Annotated in this window: 13 protein-coding genes; 6 read left to right on the forward strand and 7 right to left on the reverse strand. The window is 72.0% G+C overall.

The features are described 5' to 3' along the window. Positions 1–155 precede the first annotated feature (155 nt). The 3 genes from HUT12_RS27660 to HUT12_RS27670 are packed head-to-tail and all read right to left on the reverse strand — an operon-like array spanning position 156 to position 2,421. On the reverse strand, positions 156–767 hold the full coding sequence (locus HUT12_RS27660) for a hypothetical protein (protein WP_176095183.1): 612 nt from the start codon (positions 765–767) through the stop codon (positions 156–158). Between the two features lie 35 nt (positions 768–802). Continuing rightward, positions 803–1,888, reverse strand: coding sequence for a redox-regulated ATPase YchF (gene ychF, locus HUT12_RS27665; RefSeq protein ID WP_131052720.1), 1,086 nt, complete (start codon positions 1,886–1,888; stop codon positions 803–805). A 47-nt stretch (positions 1,889–1,935) separates the two neighbouring features. Next, positions 1,936–2,421 carry a hypothetical protein gene (locus HUT12_RS27670; protein WP_176095184.1) on the reverse strand — a complete coding sequence of 162 codons (486 nt, stop codon included), beginning with the start codon at positions 2,419–2,421 and terminating at the stop codon, positions 1,936–1,938. Positions 2,422–2,652: 231 nt separating this feature from the next. Here HUT12_RS27670 and HUT12_RS27675 point away from each other — a divergent pair, with 231 nt between their 5' ends. The 5 genes from HUT12_RS27675 to valS all read left to right on the forward strand — a co-directional run bounded on the left by HUT12_RS27675 (position 2,653) and on the right by valS (position 11,384). After that, complete coding sequence (locus tag HUT12_RS27675) at positions 2,653–4,137, forward strand: AlkA N-terminal domain-containing protein (RefSeq protein WP_176095185.1); 1,485 nt, start codon at positions 2,653–2,655, stop codon at positions 4,135–4,137. Then, complete coding sequence (locus HUT12_RS27680; RefSeq protein ID WP_176095186.1) at positions 4,134–4,688, forward strand: methylated-DNA--[protein]-cysteine S-methyltransferase; 555 nt, start codon at positions 4,134–4,136, stop codon at positions 4,686–4,688. Before HUT12_RS27675 ends, HUT12_RS27680 begins: the two co-directional genes overlap by 4 nt. Before the next feature lie 358 nt (positions 4,689–5,046). Further along, positions 5,047–6,831: an ABC transporter ATP-binding protein gene (locus HUT12_RS27685; RefSeq protein WP_254877083.1), complete on the forward strand. Its 1,785-nt coding sequence runs from the start codon at positions 5,047–5,049 to the stop codon at positions 6,829–6,831. Continuing rightward, complete coding sequence (locus HUT12_RS27690; protein ID WP_254876974.1) at positions 6,828–8,774, forward strand: ABC transporter ATP-binding protein; 1,947 nt, start codon at positions 6,828–6,830, stop codon at positions 8,772–8,774. The genes HUT12_RS27685 and HUT12_RS27690 overlap by 4 nt, the downstream gene beginning before the upstream one ends. A gap of 45 nt (positions 8,775–8,819) precedes the next feature. Further along, entirely contained in the window at positions 8,820–11,384 is a 2,565-nt protein-coding gene (valS, locus tag HUT12_RS27695; RefSeq protein WP_176095188.1) for a valine--tRNA ligase, read from the forward strand. Positions 11,385–11,534: 150 nt separating this feature from the next. Here the strand turns inward: valS and HUT12_RS27700 are convergent, their stop codons facing one another. Genes HUT12_RS27700 through HUT12_RS27715 form a run of 4 tightly spaced genes read right to left on the reverse strand, consistent with a single transcriptional unit; the run spans position 11,535 to position 14,983 of the window. After that, entirely contained in the window at positions 11,535–12,245 is a 711-nt protein-coding gene (locus HUT12_RS27700) for an ABC transporter permease subunit (RefSeq protein WP_131053875.1), read from the reverse strand. Next, positions 12,245–13,198, reverse strand: a complete 954-nt coding sequence (locus tag HUT12_RS27705) for an ABC transporter ATP-binding protein (RefSeq protein WP_176095189.1) — start codon at positions 13,196–13,198, stop codon at positions 12,245–12,247. The genes HUT12_RS27700 and HUT12_RS27705 overlap by 1 nt, the downstream gene beginning before the upstream one ends. Further along, entirely contained in the window at positions 13,195–14,076 is an 882-nt protein-coding gene (locus tag HUT12_RS27710; RefSeq protein ID WP_131053877.1) for an ABC transporter permease, read from the reverse strand. Before HUT12_RS27710 ends, HUT12_RS27705 begins: the two co-directional genes overlap by 4 nt. Continuing rightward, a complete protein-coding gene (locus HUT12_RS27715; protein ID WP_131053878.1) occupies positions 14,069–14,983 on the reverse strand; it encodes an ABC transporter ATP-binding protein in 915 nt (304 codons plus the stop codon). Before HUT12_RS27715 ends, HUT12_RS27710 begins: the two co-directional genes overlap by 8 nt. 263 nt (positions 14,984–15,246) lie before the next feature. Between HUT12_RS27715 and HUT12_RS27720 the strand changes: the two genes are divergently transcribed. After that, positions 15,247–16,806, forward strand: a complete 1,560-nt coding sequence (locus tag HUT12_RS27720) for a glycosyltransferase family 2 protein (protein ID WP_176095190.1) — start codon at positions 15,247–15,249, stop codon at positions 16,804–16,806. The last annotated feature ends 84 nt before the right edge of the window (positions 16,807–16,890 follow it).

Consider the following 16,890-nt stretch of genomic DNA (forward strand, 5'->3'; position numbering starts at 1 on the left):
ACTGACAGATCGCCACGTTGGAAGAGCGTGGCAGTGTGGCTGTTCGACACGCCGGGTCCAGAGCAGCTGCACTGCCACGATCCGGGCCGAACTCAGGCAATCACGTGGAAGTCCATCGGGCTACGTGACCGGGCACCGTCAGGCGGCGCGGCCGGTCAGCGACGCCGCATCCAGCTCGGAACTGGCGGCACCGAGACTCGCAACGGCCCGCGTCGGTCGCGAATGTACGTCGCGTAGTCCGAGAAATGGCGGCGGCGACCCAGGTAGTGCGGGTAGTGGTCGAAATGCCACCGGCAGTCCTCAAGGAAATCGGTGTGGTCATCCAGCCCGAGGCGGGCACATGTCCGAGCGAAATCGTCCAAGCCGATCATCATCTCGGCGCACTGGGCGGGCGTCGCGCCATCGGCACCCCACAGCACCCCGGCCGGGAGTTCGTGAACCACGTAGTCAAGCCATTCGCGGTCATGGCGGTAGCGGGCCTGGTCGTCGTCGGCCAAGGCGATCACCAGGCTCTGCTCGCCCTCGGTGGTCTCGATCCCGTCCGGCAGCATCACGACCATCTCGCCGCCGTCGACACTCCCCGCACCAGCCTCGATCCAGAACTCGATCGGGAAACGCGATCGCGCCGTCACGGTGAGCGTCGTGAGGACGGGCACCTTCTCGACGATGCGATGGTGACGCCCTCGGGCGTCGCGAACGGACGCCTCGACCCAGCCGGGAAAGTCGTCCGAGTGCCAACGCACAGCCACCGCCCTCAGCTTCACCATGGAGCGAAGCCTAGGTGGCAGACGTTGGACCAGGATCAGACGTTGAAGCGGAACTCCACCACGTCGCCGTCCTGCATCACGTACTCCTTGCCCTCGATGCGGACCTTGCCCGCCGACTTCGCCGCCGCCATCGAACCGGCCGCGACCAGATCGGTGTAGGAGACCACCTCGGCCTTGATGAAGCCGCGCTGGAAGTCGGAGTGGATCACCCCCGCGGCCTCCGGCGCGGTCGCGCCGACCGCGACCGTCCAGGCCCGTGCCTCCTTGGGGCCGGCGGTGAGGTACGTCTGGAGGCCGAGCGTGCGGAAACCGACGCGAACCAGCTGGTCCAGCCCCGGCTCCGACTGCCCGATCGACTCCAGCAGCTCGCGGGCCTCCTCCTCGGGCAGGTCCACCAGCTCCGACTCGATCTTGGCGTCCATGAAGACCGCCTCGGCCGGGGCGACCAGCGCCCGCAACTCGTCGAGGAACTCGGCGTTGTTGAGCTCGGCCTCGTCGACGTTGAAGACGTAGAGGAACGGCTTGGTGGTGAGCAGGTGCAGCTCCCGCAGGTGCTCCAGCTCGATCTTGGCTGCCGCCGCGCCCGCGTACAGGGTGGTGCCGCCGTCCAGGACCTCGACGGCCTGCTTGGCGGCGGTCACCGCGGCGGCCCGGTCCTTGCGGAGCTTGGCCTCCTTCTCCAACCGGGGCAGCGCCTTCTCCAGGGTCTGCAGGTCGGCGAGGATCAGCTCGGTGTTGATCGTCTCGATGTCGTCGGCCGGGGAGACCTTGCCGTCGACGTGCACCACGTTCGGGTCGGAGAAGGCCCGCACCACCTGGCAGATCGCCGAGGCGTCGCGGATGTTGGCGAGGAAGGCGTTGCCCCGCCCCTGTCCCTTGGAGGCGCCCCGGACCAGGCCGGCGATGTCGACGAACGACACCGGCGCGGGAAGCACCTTCTGCGAGTCGAAGATCTCGGCGAGCTTGACCAGCCGCTCGTCCGGCAGCCCGACCACGCCGACGTTTGGCTCGATCGTCGCGAACGGGTAGTTCGCGGCGAGCACGTCGTTCTTGGTCAGCGCGTTGAACAGGGTGCTCTTGCCGACGTTGGGCAGGCCGACGATGCCGATGGTGAGACTCACGACGAGCCAGCTTACGCCGTTACCCGCCGACCACGGTCAGCGGTGGGTCAGCTTCGCCGGCTCGGGCCCGCCTGCCGGGGCACCAGCGTGTCGACCCGCAGCGAACCCGGGGCCAGCTCGGCCGCAGCGGCCAGCGGCAGCGTGAACCGGGCGTCCGCGGTCGGGTCGGCACCGTGCGACTCGCCGAGCATCCAGTGCACCTCGTCGGCCGTCCAGCCCAACGTCGACCGGGTGGCGATCTCCCGGAGCAGTCGCAGTGCGGCGCGGGTGTCGTCGTCGTAGAAGCGCATGCACCAGTGGTGCACCCACATGCCCAGGGCCCGTACGCCGTCGTGGTCCAGCGACCGCAGCAGGCGCCCGCAGGCGGTGTCGCCGAAGGCGCGCCCCGGGTCGTCGGCACGGTCCCGCTCGATGGCGCCGACCGCCGCCGGGGCGACGACGCGCATCCGCTCGTAGAAGCGTTGGACGACAGCCTCGTCCAGCGGGGGGTGTCCCTGCCTCGACGCCGATGCCCGACCCGCCACGCTCGCCATCACCGCGCCCCTTCTTGAGTTGGTGGCCGCACGCTACCGACCACAACCGACACTTTCCCCGCGCCCACGTCGCACCCGTGCCCACCATCCCGCCACTCGCCGCAGCTCGCAGCGGGTATGGATGTAAGGAAGGGACCCTTCCTATACACGAGGCGTTAGTAGGGGACCCCTCCTTGCACCGGGTCCGAATTCCGCCAGCCGGAGGTCGGCGGGAGGCGCATCATCGGTGACGTGGATCTGGACTTCGAGCGGTGCTACCGGGCTGTCGACAGCCGCGACCAGCGGTTCGACGGCTGGTTCTACACCGGCGTGACCTCGACCGGGATCTACTGCCGGCCGTCCTGTCCGGCGGTGACCCCGAAGCGGCGCAACGTCCGGTTCTTCCCGTCCTCGGCGGCGGCCCAGCGGGCCGGACTGCGTGCCTGCCGACGGTGCCGGCCGGACGCCTCCCCCGGCTCGCCCGAGTGGGACGTCCGTGCCGACGTGGTGGGCCGGGCGATGCGGTTGATCGCCGACGGCGTGGTGGACCGCGACGGCGTGCCGGGGTTGGCGTCCCGCCTCGGGTACACCGAACGGCACCTGCACCGGATGCTCCGGGCGGAACTCGGCGCGGGGCCGCTGGCGCTGGCCCGGGCGCAACGGGCACAGACTGCCCGAACGCTGATCGAGACCACCGGACTGGGCCTGGCCGAGATCGCCTTCGCCGCCGGTTTCGGCAGCGTCCGGCAGTTCAACGACACCGTCCGCGAGGTCTTCGGCGTACCCCCGTCCCAGTTGCGCAGTGTCCGCAGGTCCGACGCGGGCGGGGCGGGGACGGTCACCGTGCGGTTGGCGTACCGTCCGCCGCTGCACGCCGCCGCACTGCTCGGCTTCCTGGCCCAACGGACCCTGCCCGGGGTGGACGAGGTGCGCGACGGGGCGTACCGCCGGGGGTTGCGGCTGCCCCACGGCCCCGGCGAGGCCGTGTTGACCCCTGCGGACGGGTACGTCGTGGCCACGCTGCGACTGACCGATCTGCGGGATCTCGCCCCGGCGGTGGCCCGGTGCCGGCATTTGTTCGACCTCGACGCCGACCCGGTCGCGGTCGACCAGACCCTGGGTGCCGATCCGGCGCTGGCCGGCGCGGTGGCTACCGAGCCCGGCATCCGTGTCCCGCACGCGGTGGACGGCTTCGAGACGGTCGTCCGGGCGATCGCCACCCAGCAGGTCTCGCTCGCCTCGGCCCGCACCACGCTCACCCGGCTGCTCGCCGCGATCTCCGACGCCCCACCCGACGGCCCAGCCGGCGCGGGCGACGGCGATCCCGCCGTCGAGCGCCTGCGGGAGCGGCAGGGCTGGCTGCGCGGGTTCCCGACGGCGGAGGAGATCCTGCGGGTGCCCGACGCGGGTTTCCGGATGCCGGTGGGCCGGCGCGAGACGATCCGGCGGGTGGCCCGGGCGGTCGTCGACGGCGGACTCGACCTGGCACCCGGCGGCGACCGGCAGGAGACCGCACGGCGGTTGACCGCGACGTCGGGCATCGGCCCGTGGACGGCGGGCTACCTGGCGATGCGCGCGCTCGGCGACCCGGACGCGTTCCTTCCCACTGACCTGGCGGTCCGCCGGGGAGCTGCCGCCCTCGGCCTGCCCGACGACCCGACGGCCCTCGACGCGTACGCCACCGCGTGGCGCCCCTGGCGCTCGTACGCGGTGATCCGACTCTGGAGAGCAGCATGAACCCGACCTTGGAGAAGAGTGTGAACCCCACCTCGCAGAGCCCGGCCGACCCGACCGTCGACTACGCCACCGTGAACACTCCGGCCGGTCCGCTCACCATCCTCACCGGTCCGGACGGCGCGGTACGGTCCGCCGGTTTCACCGCCGACCCGGCACTCCTGTTGCCGCTGATCCATCCGCGCCTGCGGGGCACCCTTCGGCAGCATCGGGACCTCGGCCCGGTCACCGACGCCGTCACCCGGTACCTCGACGGTGACCTGACCGCGATCGACGCGGTGCCGGTCGAGCAGTACACCGACGGGGTGTTCCTGGCCCACGCCTGGCAGGTGCTGCGGGAGGTGAAGCCGGGTGAGCCGGTCACCTACACCGCGTACGCGGGACTGGCCGGACGCCCGGCCGCGATCCGCGCCGCCGCAGCGGCCTGTGCCCGTAATGCCGCTGCCCTCTTCGTCCCGTGTCACCGGGTGCTGCGCACCGACGGGACGCTGGGCGGATACCGCTGGGGACTGCCGGTGAAGGAGTGGCTGCTGGCGCACGAGGGAGGCCGTTGAGGCGCGGGCCCGACCCGCTCGCCGCGAGCCGCGCCAGTGCTGACGGCCGGCTGGCGGAAGGGGCCCGGGCGGCGGAACAGCAGGCGGTGGTTCTCGATGACCGCGATCGCCCCATCCTGACAGCCGGAGTGGCTGCCCGCAGCCCCGGACGCTCCCCTGTGGACAACCGTCCGACAGGGCAACATAGCTGACAACAAACCGACACCGGTGACCCGGCGTTTGCCGCTACCGTCGGGTAGTGGCTGCGGGGAGCGACGGCGGCCCGACCGACCGGGGTGAGGTCGGACGACATCCGCTGCGGAACCTGTGGCGGCTGCGCCGCTACCTGCGCCCACACGCCACCGAGTTCGCCTGGCTGATGCTGGCCGGGCTCGCCGCCACCGGCGCGGGCATCGCCGTGCCACTGGTGGCGCAACGGGTGGTCGACGGTCCGGTGGCCGCGCAGGATCTGCCAGGGCTGCTCAGGCTCGGCGCGCTCGCGCTGGCGCTCGGGCTGGCCGAAGCCGTGCTGATCTTCATTCGACGGTGGGTGCAGTCGTCGTCCTCGGTGGCGATGGAGGCGACCATCCGCGCCGACGTCTACGCCCATCTGCAACGACTACCGGCCAGCTTCCACGACCGGTGGCCGTCCGGTCAGCTGCTGTCCCGGATCACCAGCGACCTGTCCGTGCTGCGCCGGTTCCTCTCCTTCGGGCTGTTCTTCCTCATCCTCAACCTGGTCACCTACCTGGTCGTCGTGGTGCTGCTGATCCGGCTGCACCCGGTCCTGGGGTTGCTGGTGGCGGCCAGCGCGGTGCCGCTGTTCCTGATCGCCCGCCGCTTCGGCCGGCACTACCACACCGCGTCCCGACGGATGCAGGACCAGCAGGGCGACGTCGCCACGCTGGTCGAGGAGACCGCGCAGGGGCTGCGGACCATGAAGGCGTACGGGCGGGGACCGCAGTTGGCGGCCCGGTTCGCGGGTGGCACCCGGGCGTTGCACGACACCGGGGTGGGCAAGGGGCGGCTGCTCGCCCGTACCTCCGCCCTGCTCGACCTGGTGCCCAACCTGACGCTCGGCGTGGTGCTGGTGGCGGGCGCGGCGGCCGTCGCCACCGGCCGGCTCACCATCGGTCAGCTCGTCGCGTTCGTCAGCCTCCAGCTCATGCTGATCTGGCCGGTGCAGTCGCTGGGTTGGATCATCGCCAACGGGCAGGAGGCGGCCACCGCCGCCGACCGCATCCAGGAGGTGTTGGACACCGCACCGGGCATCGTCGACGCGCCGGGTGCGGTGGCTCTCTCCGGTCCGGCGGTACGCGGGCGGCTGCGCTTCGAGGCAGTGACGTTCCGCTACCCGGGCAGCACCGCCGCCGTGCTGCGCGGCATCGACCTGACCGTGGAGCCGGGCGAGACGCTCGCCGTGGTCGGTGCCACCGGCAGCGGCAAGAGCACACTGCTGTCGCTGGTGCCCCGACTGCACGACGCGACGGGCGGCCGGATCACGCTGGACGGGCACGACCTGCGGGACCTGGGGCTGGCCTCGTTGCGTGGGCTGGTCGGGATGGCCTTCGAGGAGCCGACGCTCTTCTCCATGTCGGTCTGGGAGAACCTCACCCTGGGTCGGCCCGACGCCGGGGAGGACGAGGTCCGGGCGGCACTCACGCTGGCCCAGGCCGAGTTCGCGTACGACCTGCCGTGGGGTCTGCGGACCCGGCTCGGTGAGCAGGGGCTCTCCCTCTCCGGCGGCCAGCGGCAGCGGTTGGCGCTGGCCCGGGCGGTGCTCGTCCGGCCCGCCGTGCTCGTCCTCGACGATCCGCTCTCCGCGCTCGACGTGCACACAGAGGCGCTTGTCGAGTCGGCGCTGAAGCGGGTGCTGCGCGACACCACCGCGCTCCTGGTGGTGCACCGGCCGTCCACGATCGCCCTCGCCGACCGGGTCGCGTTGCTGGAGCAGGGCCGGATCACCGCGATCGGTCCGCACGCCGAACTGCTGGCCACGGTGCCGGCGTACCGGGCGGTGCTCTCGGCCGAACCGACCGAACGGGTCGCTCCGGCTGGACCGGCTGCTCCGGTCTCCCCGGCCGGGCCGGACGAACCGGTCGCACCGCCGCCCCGGGCGTCCGCCGACCCGGCACCCGACGGCTCACCGCTGGTGCGCTCATGACCGGCGCCGCCGGACCCGAACCGGCCGCCCCCGCACCGACGGCCGCCGATCCCGCGCTGTCCGGCCCGACGATCGCCGCACCGACGACCTCCCGCCCGACGGTCGCCGACCCGACGCACTGGCGCGGCATCGCCCCCGACCCGCACGCCGACCGCAGCCTCGCCGAGGACACCAGCCCGGAGGCGGTGGCCCGGTTGCGCGCCCGCAGCCGGGCGCTGCTGGCCGACGTGCTGCGCCCGCACCGCGCCCGGCTGGGCGCCGCGGTGGCGCTGCTGCTGACCCAGAACGCCGCCGCCATGTCCGGGCCGTACCTGGTGATGCTCGGCATCGACCGGGCCATCGACCCGCTGCGCGAGGGCCGGCCCGGTCCGCTGGTCGCGGTCGCGGTGGCCTTCGCCGCCGCGGCCGGCATCGAGTACGCGGCCCGGCGCGCCTTCCTCGCCCTCTCCGCCCGGATCGGCCAGGCCGTCCTGCTCGACCTGCGCCAGCGGGTGTACGCGCACTTCCTGCGCCTGCCGGTGGCCTTCCACGAGCGGTACACCTCGGGCCGGATGATCTCGCGCCTGACCAGCGACATCGACTCGATCGCCGAGTTGGTCGACGGAGGCGTGGAGAGCCTGGTGATGGCGGCTCTGACGATCGTGTCGGTGGCCGGCATCCTGCTCTGGCTGGACCTGCCGCTGGCGGCGGCGACCCTGCTCGCCTTCCCGCTGCTGTTCTGGTTGTCCCGCTGGTTCGCCCGCGCCTCGGCCGCTGCGTACCGCCGGACCCGAGAGGCGATGGCGCTGGTCATCGTGCACTTCGTGGAGTCGATGCGCGGCATCCGGGCGGTGCAGGCGTACCGCCGGCAGGAGCGCAACCAGCAGATCTTCGCCTCGGTCAACGACGACTACCGGCACAGCAGCCGGCACGCCTTCCGCCTGATCGCGACGTACTCCCCGGGAATCAAGCTGATCGGCAACGTCACCGTGGCGGTGGTGCTCTGCTACGGCGGCGCGCGGGTGCTGGGTGGCGAGACCGGCGTGGGCGTACTCGCCGCCTTCCTGCTCTATCTGCGCCGGTTCTTCGAGCCGATGCAGGAGCTGAGCCAGTTCTACAACTCGCTCCAGTCGGCCACGGCCGCGTTGGAGAAGCTCGCCGGGGTGCTCGACGAGCGTCCGGAGGTCGCCGAGCCCGCGCGGCCGGTGCCGCTGCCGCGCGGGCCGACCCGGGGCGCGGTGGAGTTCCGGGACGTGTCGTTCGGCTACCACACCGGGCGGGCGATCCTGACCGGCCTGGACCTCGACATTCCCGCCGGGCAGACGGTGGCGCTGATCGGGCCGACCGGCGCCGGCAAGTCCACCGTCGCCAAGCTGCTGGCCCGGTTCCACGATCCGACCGGCGGCACGGTCAGCCTCGACGGCGTGGACCTGCGCCAGGTGGCCGACACCGAGTTGCGCCGGACGATGGTGCTGGTCACCCAGGAGACCCACCTGTTCGGTGGCACGGTCGCGGAGAACATCCGGTTCGGTCGGCCGGACGCCGACGACGCCGCCGTCGAGGCCGCCGCGCGGGCGATCGGCGCGCACGACTTCATCGCCGCGCTGCCCGGCGGGTACGCCACCGAGGTGCACCGGCGCGGCGGCCGGCTCTCCGCCGGGCAGCGGCAGTTGGTCGCGTTCGCGCGGGCCTTCCTGGCCGATCCGGCGGTGCTGATCCTGGACGAGGCCACCTCGTCGCTGGACGTCCCGACCGAACGTCTGGTGCAGCACGCGCTCGGCACCATCCTGCGGGACCGGACCGCAGTGGTGATCGCGCACCGGCTCTCCACGGTGGAGACCGCCGACCGGGTGCTGGTCCTCGACGGCGGCCGGATCGTCGAGGACGGCCCCCCGGCCCGACTGGTCACCGAGGGAGGCCGGTACGCCGCGCTGCACCGCCAGTGGCGCGACTCGCTGCTGTAGAAATTCCGGTGACCGCCCCCCTGGTCCCCCGCCTACGATCGACAGATGACTGATACGGCGAGGACGGCCCGCACCGGCGTCCCCGAGCGTCCGACCCTGGACGGACTCGAGGAGACCTGGTCGCGCCGCTGGCAGGAGGAGGGCACGTACACGTTCGACCGCACGAAGGAGCGGTCGGACGTGTACGCGATCGACACCCCGCCGCCGACCGTATCCGGCGAGCTGCACATGGGGCACGTCTTCTCGTACACCCACACCGACCTGGTCGCCCGCTTCCAGCGGATGCGGGGGCGGACGGTCTTCTACCCGATCGGATGGGACGACAACGGACTGCCCACCGAGCGACGGGTGCAGAACGTCCACGGCGTGCGCTGCGACCCGAGCCTGCCGTACGACCCGCAGTGGCAGGCACCGCAGGCGCCGGTGGACGACGCCGCCCGCAAGGACCCGACCCCGATCTCCCGACGCAACTTCATCGAGTTGTGCGAGCGGCTGACCGTCTCCGACGAGCAGGTGTTCGAGGCGTTGTGGCGGCGGCTGGGGCTCTCGGTGGACTGGTCGCTGATGTACACCACGATCGGTCCGGCGGCCCGGGCCACCTCGCAGCGGGCCTTCCTACGCAACCTGGCCCGGGGCGAGGCGTATCAGGCGGAGGCGCCGACGCTGTGGGACGTCGGTTTCGCCACCGCCGTGGCCCAGGCCGAACTGGAGGACCGGGAGCGCCCCGGCGCGTACCACCGGCTGCGGTTCCACGGGCCGGACGGGCGCGAGGTGCTGATCGACACCACCCGCCCGGAGTTGCTGCCGGCCTGCGTCGCGCTGGTCTGCCACCCGGACGACGAGCGGTACGCCGACCTGGTCGGCACGGTGGTGCGTACCCCCGTCTTCGGGGTGGAGGTGCCGGTGCGCGCGCACACGCTGGCGGACCCGGCCAAGGGCACCGGCGTCGCGATGGTCTGCACGTTCGGTGACCTGACCGACGTGACCTGGTGGCGGGAACTGGACCTGGAGACCCGGGTGGTGATCGGCCGCGACGGGCGGCTGCTGCCGGAGCCACCGTCCGGGGTGCCCGGCGGCCCGTACGCGGAGTTGGCCGGGCAGACCGTGAACGGGGCCCGGCGTCGTCTGGTGGAGTTGCTCGCCGACGCGGGTGACCTGGTCGGCGACGTGCGACCGATCACGCATCCGGTGAAGTTCTACGAGCGGGGCGACCGGCCGCTGGAGATCGTCTCGACCCGGCAGTGGTATCTGCGCAACGGTGGCCGCGACGCCGACCTGCGCGAGGCGCTGCTGACCCGGGGGCGGGAGATGCGCTGGGTGCCGGAGCACATGCGGCACCGCTACGAACACTGGGTGAGCGGCCTGACCGGCGACTGGCTGGTCAGCCGACAGAGATTCTTCGGCGTGCCGGTGCCGGTGTGGTACCGGCTCGACGACGTTGGCGAGCCGGACTGGTCCCACCCTCTCACGCCGGAGGACTCCGCGCTGCCGATCGACCCGTCCGAGGACGCCCCGCCGGGTTACGACGAGTCGCAGCGCGGCGTGCCGGGCGGATTCGTCGGCGATCCGGACGTGCTGGACACCTGGGCCACCTCGTCGCTGACCCCGCAGCTCGCCGGCGGCTGGGAACGTGACCCGGAACTGTTCCGGAAGATCTTCCCGATGGACCTGCGCCCGCAGGGCCAGGAGATCATCCGGACCTGGCTCTTCGCCACCGTGGTCCGGGCCCACCTGGAGCACGGCACGCTGCCCTGGCACACCGCCGAGTTGTCCGGCTGGATCCTCGACCCGGACCGCAAGAAGATGTCCAAGTCCAAGGGGAACGTGGTGACCCCGATGGCGTTGCTGGAGCAGCACGGCTCCGACGCGGTGCGCTACTGGTCGGCCAACGGCCGGCCCGGCACCGACCTGGCGTTCGACCCGGCACAGATCAAGGTCGGGCGGCGGCTCGCCACCAAGCTGCTCAACGCGTCGCGGTTCGCGCTCGGGCTCGGTGCCGCCGATGCCCTGCGCGCCCCGGCGACCACCCCGCTGGACCGGGCGGTGCTGGCCGAACTGGCGTCCGTGGTGGCGGCGTCGACCACCGCGTTCGAGGCGTACGACCACACGGCCGCGTTGCAGGCCGCCGAGTCGTTCTTCTGGCGGTTCTGCGACGACTACATCGAGTTGGTGAAGGAACGCGCCTACGGCACCGGTGCCGGGGCGGACTCGGCCCGGGCGACGCTGGCCACCGCGCTCTCCGTGCAGCTCCGGCTGTTCGCGCCGGTGCTGCCGTACGCGACCGAGGAGGTGTGGTCCTGGTGGCGCTACGGGTCGGTGCACCGGTCGCCGTGGCCCACCACGTACGAGGTGAACCGGGCAGTCCAGGGCGAGGGTGATCCCGCGCTGCTGCGGTTGGCCTCCGACGCGTTGGGGCAGGTCCGACGGGCCAAGTCGGAGCGGAAGCTGTCGATGAGGGCGGAGGTGCCGCTGGCCGAGGCGCTCGGTCCGGCGGCCCTGCTCGACCAGCTCACCGAGGTCGCCGACGACCTGCGGGCGGCGGGCCGGATCGGCAAACTCGACCTGCTCCCGGACCGCACCACCGAACTCGTCATCGCCTGCGCCTTCTAGCGCTTGGGTGAAAGGAAGGGCACCTTGTTAACGCCTGGTGCATAGGAAGGGCCCCCTGCTAACAACCGGCCGGCACGAGCCCTTCGGAACCGTTAACAGGGGGCCCTTCCTATACCGGAGGCGTTAACAAGGTGCCCTTCCTTGCATACCTCAGCTGGTTTCGCCGGCCACCGAGAAGGACCGTAGGCGGTCGATGGCGAGCAGCGTGAAGCCGACGCTGACCAGTACCATCATCACCGCCGCCACCGGCACGGAGACCGTCGTGTTGAGCAGCTCGGTCGGGGCCAGCCTGTCGGCGACGGCGATCACGTAGTGCTGGATGGACAGCACCCGGGTGCCGGTCACCACGTTGCTGAGCAGCCCTTCCCAGATCAGCACGTAGACCAGGCCGAGCAGCACCGGCCGCCGGGTGAGCAGGCTGCTCGCCACGAACAAGGCCGAGTAGGCCAGCGCACCGGCCGTCGCGGCGACGGCGAGCGCCAGACCGAGGCGGACCGAGTCGGCCAGCAGACCGGCGACGAAGAGCGGCACCGCCACGGTGACGGCGGTGGCACCGGCCGCCACCGCCAGCTTGGGCAGGACGATCTGCCAGCGCGGCAGTGGCGTGGTGAGCACGTGCACCACCGTGCCGTCGTCGATCTCGGCACCGAGCACGCCGGTGCCGACGATGAGCGCGATCACCGGCAGCACCACGGCCAGGCCGAGGCCGACCAGGACCGGCGGTCCCCAGTCGGTGGGCTTCACCCCCAGACCACGGGAGAGTACGGCCAGCACCACCAGCAGGATGGGCAACGGCAGCAGCAACAGGAACCGGCGGCGACCGAACAGCCCGCGCGCGGTGATCCAGGAGACAGTGGACATCAGGCCTCCACCAGGTAGGAGAAGACGCTCTCCAGGGATTCGTCCTCGGGCACGAGCTGGCTGACGCGTACGCCCCGGGCCAGCGCCACCTTCGGCAGCGCCCGGGTGAACGAGCCGTAGTCGCCGGCGCGTACGGTCAGCCCGTTGCGGCCCAGCTCGACGCCGCTGACCGAGGGTTCGGCCATCAGCGCGACGGCCAGCGCCCGGTCGTCGGTGGATCGGATCGCGAAGACGTGCGGCCGGTTGGTCATCAGTCGGCGGATGGTGCGGAAGTCACCGGAGGCGGCGAGCCGGCCGGCGACCATCACCTGCACGGTGCCGGAGACCTGCTCGACCTCCTCCAGAATGTGCGAGCTGAACAGGATGGTGCGGCCCGCGTCGCCGAGCGAGTGCAGCAGCTCCATCATGTGCAGCCGCTGGCGCGGGTCCATGCCGTTGAACGGCTCGTCGAGCAGCAGCACCTGCGGTTCGTGCACCAGCGCCGCCGCCACCCGGGCCCGCTGCCGCATGCCCTTGGAGTACGTGCCGATCCGGCGGTCCTGTGCGCTCTCCAACTCGACGAGGGCGATCGCCCGGCGGGCCGCCTCCTTCGGGTCGGGCAGCTTGTGCATCCTGGCGGTGGCGAGCACGAACTCGTACGCGGTGAGGAACGAGTGCACCGCCTCCCGCTCGCTGACCAGCCCGAGCCGGCGGTACACCTCGGGGTTGCGCCAGGTGGGCCGCCCGTCGAGGGTGACCGCGCCCCGCGACGGGGCGAGGAATCCGGCCATCATGTGCAGCAGCGTGGTCTTGCCGGCCCCGTTCGGTCCGAGCAGACCGGTCACCCCGGGGCCGAGGGACATGCTGACGTCGTTGACCGCGACCACGTTGCCGTACCAGCGGGAGACCCCGGCCAGGTCGAGGCTGCTGGTGGCGGTGGCCGTCGGCGCGGCGGCGGAGGAGGTCGTGGTCATCGTGCGGCCACCTTCCGGTAGCGGGCCAGCAGCAGGGCGACGCAGCCGGCCACGAGCGCGACGGCGGCCACGGCGTACAGCGGGCCGAACGGGCCGAGGTCGGGCACGAAGGCGTCCTGGTCGGTGATCAGCAGGTCGCGCAGTGTCCAGACGCCGACGCCCTGCACCAGGGTGGACGGCGAGGCGAGACCGGAGAGCTGGTTGGCCGCCTGTGAGGGCAGGATCGACATGGTGCCGACGATCGGCGTGGTCATCAGGAAGACCGCGACGATGCCACCGGCGGCGAAGGCCCGCTTGCCGGTCAGCGAGGCGACCAGCAGGCCGATCGAGGCGAAGACCGCCGCCCAGAGCCCGGCGTAGAGCAGCCCGCCGGTCAGGTCCACGAACTCGTCCCAGACCGCTCCGGGACCGTCCAGCGTGAACGCGCCGCCGAGGAACATGAACAGCTGCGGCGCACCGAGCAGCAGCCAGAGCGAGGTGACCAGGGCGAGCAGCTTGGCCAGCGGGTAGTCGGCGCGGGGCAGCGGCCGGGAGAAGTACAGCGGCAGCACACCGCTGCGCAGGTCCCGCGAGACCAGCTCGGGCGCGGCCACCGCGACGAAGAACAGGACCAGCCAGCTCATGTTGTCGGCGAACTGCGCGTACGTCATCACGACCTCGCCGAACTGGGCGCGGATCGCGGTGGCGGCGACGGCCACCATGAGCACGATGCCGACCACCAGCCAGGGGAAGATCTTCGCCTTGGCGCTGCGCCCCAGACCGAAGGCGGTGCGTACGCCGTGCAGGTAGAGCGATCCGAAGACGTACCGGCGGCCGAGCCGGGGACCGGTGTACCGCTGGTAGCCGATGTCGTGGATGACGCCGGTCGGCTCAGGCATGGGTGCTCTCCCTCCGGGAGAAGAGTTCGGAGACCCGGTGTCGGCGCTGGTCCAACCGGTGCAGCGGCAGGTCCAGCTCGGCCACCGCACCGAGGATCAGGTCGTAGGTGCCGTCGTCGGCGAGCGGGACCAGGAGCAGTTGCCCCTCCCGGTTCACCGGCAGGTCGAGCGCGGTCAGCCGGGTCGCCAGCTCGTCGGTGCCCTCGCTGACCTCGACGGCGAGCACGTCGAGGGCCGTGGTCATCGCGGCGATGTGGTCGGCGCGCAGCAGCCGCCCGCCGTCGATCGCGACCAGCGTGTCGCAGATCCGCTCGACCTCGCCGAGCAGGTGGGAGCAGACCAGCACGGAGATGCCGAACTCGGTGCCGATCCGGTGCACCAGGGCCAGCATCGCGTCCCGGCCGGCCGGGTCGAGACCGTTGGTGGGCTCGTCGAGAAGCAGCAGGTCGGGGTCGTGCACCAGCGCCTGGGCCAGCTTGACCCGCTGCTTCATGCCGGTGGAGTAGCCGCCGACCGGGCGGTGTCGCTCCTCGTGCAGCCCGACGTGGCGCAGCGCCTCGGAGGCACGTTCCCGCGCGACCGTCTTCGGCAGGCCGCTGATCCGCCCGAGGTGGGTGACCAGTTCGGCGCCGGACAGGTCGGGTGGCAGGCAGTCGTGCTCCGGCATGTAGCCGACCCGGGCGCGTACCGCCGTGGGATCGGTGGTGGGGTCGAGGCCGAGTACGCGTACCTGGCCACTGGTCGGGGCGAGCAGGCCGAGCAGGAGCTTGATCAGCGTCGACTTGCCGGCGCCGTTGGCGCCGACCAGCCCGACTATTCCTGGCTCCACCGCTACCGTCAGCTCGGACAGTGCGGTGACCCCGCCGCCGTAGACCTTCGTCAACGACTCGGTTGCGATCAGTGTCACGTCGACAGCCTAGAGAGGGTCGGCAATGTTCCGGACCCCGGTGAGGGCCCCTGTTTCCCCTGATCCTCCCCGGGTGGCCGCCCCCTAGGGTGAGGCGTCCCGGACCTGGGCCGGCATCCCCGCCACCACCGGCACGCCGGAGTCGGTTGCGTACGCCGGGCCGGAAGAGGAGGATTCGACCCCGCACACTCAGTGATCGCGGCATTTGGTACACCATGGAGCATGCGACACGACAACCGGCGGAAGTGGCGGGCAGGAGGACGATGACGGCTGGCGGGCCCAAGGTGAGCGTGGTGGTGCCGGCGTACAACGCGGCCGGGACCATCCAGACGCTCGTCGACTCCCTGCTGCGGCAGTCCATGCCGGCGGCGGAGTTCGAGGTGGTCTTCATCGACGACGGTTCGACCGACGACACCGGGGCCCTGCTGGACAAGCTGGCCGCCGCGCACCCGCACATCCAGGTGCTGCACACCGAGAACGCCGGTTGGCCGTCGCGTCCGCGCAACCTCGGGATCGCCCGGGCCCGCGGGGAGTACGTCCAGTTCGTCGACGACGACGACTGGCTCGCCGACGAGGCCCTGGAGCGGCTCCACGCGTACGCGGTGCGGCACGACGCGGACATCGCGATCGGCAGGATGGTCGGTCACGGTCGGACCGTGCCCCGGGAGCTGTTCCGCGTCGACCGCCCCGACGCCACGCTCCACGACGCCCCGCTCATCGACAGCATGACCTGCCACAAGATGTTCCGGCGGGCCTTCCTGCTGGAGCACGACCTGCGGTTCCCGGAGGACCGGAGACGTCTGGAGGACCACCATCTGGTGACCCGGGCGTACCTGCTCGCCCGCCGCGTCAGCGTGCTCTCCGGCTACACCTGCTACCACCACGCCAAACGGACCGACGGCGGCAACCTGACCGCCAGCCGACTCGATCCGGCCGAGTACTTCGACAGTCTGCGCGCCGTGCTGGACATCGTCGACGCGCACGTGCCGCCGGGTCCGCAGCGCGACCGGCTGCACCGGCGGTGGCTACGCAACGAGATGCTCGCCCGGCTGCGCGGCAAGCGGCTGCGGGACGCGCCACGGGACTGGGCCGACCAGGTCGTCGACGAGGTCGGCAGGACGATCCGGGAACGGTTCGCGCCGGGGGTCGCCGCCGCGCTGCCAGCGCTGCAACGGACCGTCACCGCGCTCGCCGCCGAGGGCCGCGTCGAGGACCTGCACCGCCTGGCCGAGTGGGAGGCGGGCGTCCGCGGCGTCGTCCGCCTGACCGGGTACGAACTGACCGGCTCGACGCTCGTCGTCACCCTGACCGGTCAGCTACGGACCGGCGACGGGCCGATCACGTTCACCCACGTCGACGGGCGGGACCTGCTCGTCGTACCGGTCGAGGAGATCCCCACCGACCTGCTCGACTGCACCGAGGAGCTGCGGCACGGCCGGTTGGACGTCCTCGCCCGGAGCGCCCGGGACGGCACGGAGTCCTTCCTGCCGGTGAGCTTCGAGGTGAAGCGCGTCACCGTTCCCGCAGGTGGCCTGCGCGTGGTCTACCGGGGCACGGCGACGGTCGACGTCGACACGCTCGACGGCGGTCCGGACCCGGGTGACTGGGCACTGAAGGCCCGGGTGTCCAGCTTCGGCTGGACCAAGGACGCGAAGGTGCCGCTGGCGTTGTCGGTCGGGGCCGACGGCCCGGTGGTGGTGGACAAGCGCCCGAGCCCGACTCCCCCGCCACCGCCGGAGAAGGTCGGCCTGTGGCGACGGGTGCAGCGGACGTTCGGCCGCCGTCCCGGCGCGACCGGGCCCGGCGCGGTCGGCGCCACCTGACCCTCGGACGGCCGCCGGGGCCGGTGGGGCCGTGGGAGGAGTGGCGCTCTCGACCGATCGGCGACCGGCTGCGAAACTGTGTGC

Source organism: Verrucosispora sp. NA02020, assembly GCF_013364215.1.
In the GTDB taxonomy this organism is placed as follows: Bacteria; Actinomycetota; Actinomycetes; order Mycobacteriales; family Micromonosporaceae; genus Micromonospora.